The sequence below is a fragment of the uncultured Subdoligranulum sp. genome (genome assembly GCF_937890665.1).
The window spans coordinates 1-4326 of sequence record NZ_CALADU010000233.1 but is presented as its reverse complement, the minus strand read 5'-3'; the positions used below and the strand labels follow the sequence as shown (position 1 = coordinate 4326).

The following is a 4326-nucleotide window of genomic DNA, read 5'->3' as shown; positions in this document are numbered from 1 at the left end:
ACACACCGGGGAATTTTTCGCTCATATCCTGACAGCGCCGGATATTGTTATCGATAACCGTCACACGCTTTTGCACGTCCTGCAATTCTTTGACCAGATAATAGGTCATCCGACCTGCGCCAACGATCATAATGTTATTGGCGCGCTCTTTAAAGAGGTGCAGCTTACGGAAAAAGGTTTCCAAATCACGGGGAGAAGCCGTCAGATAAACCTTATCCCCCGGTTGCAGCATAAACGATCCGGAAGGAATGATGGTTTCTTGCCCGCGGGCTACGGCACAAATCAGAATCTTTACCCGAATGTTGCGGTACAAGTCGGTCAACGGCATCCCCACCATCGGATTGTCCGGCCCCACCCGGTATTCTACCAACTCAAAGCGCTGGCGGCAGAATTGCTCCCGCTTGATGGCACTGGGGAAACGCAATACCCGCGCAATCTCCCGTGCGGTGGCTTTTTCTGGGTTGACAACCATTGACAACCCCAATTCTTCCCGCATAAAGCGAAGCTGCTTTTCATATTCCGGGTTCCGAATGCGGGCGATGGTATGCCGCGTCCCCAACTTTTTGGCTACCAGACAGGACAAAATGTTGATCTCATCACTGGAAGTCGTTGCGATCAGAAGATCCGCGCCTTCTTCAAAGGCTTCTTTCTGTACATCGTAGCAACCGCCATTGCCCGCCACCCCGCGTACGTCATAGATGTTCACGATATTGTCGATGATCTCTGCATTCTGATCGATCACCACAAGATCGTGTTCCTCTGCTGCGAGCTGCGCGGTCAGGGCACGGCCGACTTTTCCCAAGCCGACAACCACGATTCTCATACTAATACTCCTTTTTCCATTCCATCCGACTGTGCCGTGCTTCAGGGCCATCGGCACAGATTTCTACAGTATTAGGGTAATTATAGCAAAGTGGCTAAAAAAAGCAATAGGACTTTCTTTGAATCCGAAGAAAATCCTGACCGTACGGCAATTTTCTGCGAACAGGCACAAAAAAAGCAGAGGCTTTTCATTGAAAAATCCCCTGCTTCTCAGCAAGTTGGTTAGCTATTTTGCGCGCTGTTCTTCAAGATAACGTCATGGCTGCCGCCTTCCACAATGGAAGTGGAAGAAACCACCGTCAGCCGCGCCTTCTGCTGTAGCTCAGGGATGGAAAGCGCACCACAGTTGCACATGGTGGAGCGTACCTTATACAGCGTGGTCTGCGCGCCATCCGCCAAAGAACCGGCGTAAGGCACGTAGGAGTCTACGCCTTCCTCAAAGCTGAGCTTCTGAGCACCGCCCAGATCGTAGCGCTGCCAGTTGCGGGCGCGGTTGGAACCTTCGCCCCAGTACTCCTTGACGTAGTTGCCGCCTACACGCAGCTTGTTCGTGGGAGATTCGTCGAAACGGGCAAAGTAACGGCCCAGCATGACGAAGTCAGCACCCATGGCCAGCGCCAGCGTGATGTGGTAATCCTGCACGATACCACCGTCAGAGCAGATCGGCACATAAATGCCGGTTTCCTTGTAGTACTCGTCCCGAGCTTTGGCTACCTCGATGACCGCCGTCGCCTGACCACGGCCAATACCCTTGGTCTCACGGGTGATGCAGATAGAACCACCGCCGATACCGATCTTGACAAAGTCGGCACCTGCCTTGGCAAGGAACATAAAGCCGTCACGATCTACCACGTTGCCGGCGCCCACCTTGACGGTGTCGCCGTAGTGCTCGCGGATCCAAGAGATCGTGCGGGACTGCCATTCGCTAAAGCCCTCGGAGGAGTCGATGCACAGCACATCCACGCCTGCTTCCACCAGAGCAGGTACCCGCTCTGCGTAGTCGCGGGTATTGATACCAGCGCCCACCACATAGCTCTTGTTCACGTCCAGCAGCTCGTTGACGTTTTCTTTATGGGAATCGTAGTCCTTGCGGAACACCATATACTGCAGGTGGCCTTCTTCATCCACCAGCGGCAGAGAGTTGATCTTGTTGTCCCAGATGATATCGTTGCAGTCATGCAGGCTGGTGGTCGCCGGTGCCGTGACCAGCTTTTCCAGCGGCGTCATGAACTCGGTAACCTTCAGGTCATTGGTCATACGGGACAGCCGATAGTCACGGGAAGCCACAATGCCAAGCAGCTTGCCATGGGCCGTACCGTCATCGGTGATGGCAACGGTGGAGTGGCCAGTGCGGGTTTTAAGGTCCAACACATCGCCCAACGTCGCCTCCGGCGGCAGGTTGGAGTCGGAAGTGACAAAGCCTTTCTTATACGCTTTGACACGGCGCACCATATCTGCTTCCTGCTCAATGGTCTGAGAACCATAGATAAAGGAAACACCGCCCTGCTTGGCCAACGCAATCGCCAGCTTCTCGCCGGAAACGGACTGCATGATAGCCGACACCATGGGGATGTTCATCTCCAGCGGGCACTCTTCCTCACCTTTGCGGTACTTGACCAACGGGGTCTTGAGGCTGACCGCGGTGGGCACGCACTGCGACGAAGAATAACCGGGGACGAGCAGATATTCACCAAAGGTACGGGACGGTTCAGAAAAATAATACGCCATAAATGCACTCTCCTGACTTCCTGATTTCAACGCTCCGCTGCAATGGGAACGATTGATTTTATGTTATTAGGAAGATTGTACCACATTCACGGACAAAACACAAAAGTTTTCGTGAAAATCTTTCTTGCACCGGATTTGGGAAAGTTGTGAAAGTTGCACCAAAGTCGCAACGAAAAGTACGACTTTCGTCATTTGCCTTTCCGGATTACGCCACCGGACTTTGCGGGCGCCGGTTTTTGTGTTATAATAGCCGCATTCCAAAGAAAGGTTTTTCCCGTATGGTATTACAACGTTATTCCCCGCTGGATCCCGGACAGGCCCGTTTGCGGCTGTGGGCACAACGCCTGTTTTGCGCAGGAATTGCCTTGCTGCTGATTTTGTCCGAAGTATTCAGTTCCAACATCCAGTCCACCCTCCCCACCTTAAGCCATCTGGCCCGCTTGGCATTGACCGGCGGCGCTGTGTTGCTGCTGGGAGCCAAGGTTGTGCTGCTAACCGATTACGAGCGCCGCTGGCAGCCGGTATTGGTTGCCTTCGTCTTACTGTATACCGGCTTTGCCGCATGGTACGGTGACGATGTATGGTTTTTCTTGGCTGCTTTGGTTGCGGTGGCCGCCAAAGATGTCGATCTGCAAGGCGCTTTGCGTGTCTATTTGGCCGTGGCCGTGGCCGGTCTTGTCTTGGTGCAGTTGCTGCACTTTGCCACACCGCTGATGCCCTACAATTTCTATTGCCGCAACTGGGATTTCGGTTACGGCCATTACAATGGTTTCGGCGCGCGGCTGGTCGGCGTATTTTTTGTCTGGAGCTGGCTGCGGCACGACCACTTGCGGTGGTTCGATTGGCTGGGACTTGCTGCTCTCTTTGTGTTTACCTATAAAGTACCGGGCAGCCGTGGTGCGGCCGGCGCTATGGCAGCTCTGCTGCTGTTGTTTGCCGTACAGCGTTTTCTGCCCCGGTTGTTTGACAACAAAGTATGGTACGCCTTGGTAATTGCATTGCCTATCGGCCTGTGCGTGTTTAGTCTCTACGCCGGGTATGTGTACAACCCCGAATGGCCCTATGAACGGATGGCTTTGCTGCTGCTGAGCATCTTCCTATCGGGGCGGTTCGAGATCTGGCACAACGTGTTCTGGAGTGCAGACCTCTCTTTGCTGGGCGGGCTTCCCACCGACGGCGACGAGCACCATGCCATTGACAACACCTTCTTGGCGATTCCCATGAACAAAGGGTATTTGGGTGCCCTTCTTGTGGCCGTATTCTTTTTACTGCTGCTGTGGAAGCTGGTCAAGCATCGGCATGCTACCGAGGTCTTGTGCCTTGTAGCATTGGTGCTCTACCTTTTCATGGAGAACAAACCTTTCCTGCTGTCGGCCAACCCCTTCCTGTTGTTGGCTCCCTGCGTATTCTTCTCTTCGCATAAAGCCCCGCCGGAGCAACCACTTCCGGTGGTATGCCAAAGACAATAGGACGTGCCCTATTGCCTACCATATTGTAAAAGGCCCCATTACATCCCTGTGCCTATATCTCACGGTGATGACCATTGTCACCATGGCAGCGACTTTCTACTTTGAAACACTGCCTAAAAAGCAAAGCAAACGCCCCGGAAGGATCCCGGGGCGTTCTTTTTAGGCAAGTGTACACTGTCAAAACAAAAGAGCGTCGCAACTTTCGTTGCAACGCTCTTTTGTTGGTGCGGAAGATGGGACTTGAACCCACACGTCATGGACACACGCACCTCAAACGTGCCTGTCTGCCGATTCCAGCACTTCCGCT

General features: G+C 53.5%; 3 protein-coding genes and 1 tRNA gene. 1 reads left to right on the top strand and 3 read right to left on the bottom strand.

Annotated elements, in window-relative coordinates; genetic code table 11:
* On the bottom strand, positions 1–823 hold an 823-nt coding region (locus tag Q0526_RS13200; RefSeq protein ID WP_298734427.1), incomplete at its 3' end, for an NAD-binding protein.
* Positions 824–1044: 221 nt separating this feature from the next.
* The gene (locus tag Q0526_RS13195) at positions 1045–2550 is read right to left on the bottom strand and encodes an IMP dehydrogenase (RefSeq protein ID WP_298734425.1); all 1506 of its coding nucleotides are present in this window, start codon (positions 2548–2550) and stop codon (positions 1045–1047) included.
* A 278-nt stretch (positions 2551–2828) separates the two neighbouring features.
* Here Q0526_RS13195 and Q0526_RS13190 point away from each other — a divergent pair, with 278 nt between their 5' ends.
* Positions 2829–4019 carry a hypothetical protein gene (locus Q0526_RS13190; protein WP_298734423.1) on the top strand — a complete coding sequence of 397 codons (1191 nt, stop codon included), beginning with the start codon at positions 2829–2831 and terminating at the stop codon, positions 4017–4019.
* Between the two features lie 222 nt (positions 4020–4241).
* Here Q0526_RS13190 and Q0526_RS13185 read toward each other — a convergent pair.
* Positions 4242–4325: transfer RNA gene (locus tag Q0526_RS13185), tRNA-Leu, on the bottom strand.
* Between the last annotated feature and the right edge of the window lies 1 nt (position 4326).

What these genes read in the sequence shown, in the direction of transcription:
- Q0526_RS13195 (WP_298734425.1), bottom strand. Translation starts at nt 2,550, where the DNA reads ATGGCGTATTATTTTTCTGAACCGTCCCGTACCTTTGGTGAATATCTG.
- Q0526_RS13190 (WP_298734423.1), top strand. Translation starts at nt 2,829, where the DNA reads ATGGTATTACAACGTTATTCCCCGCTGGATCCCGGACAGGCCCGTTTG.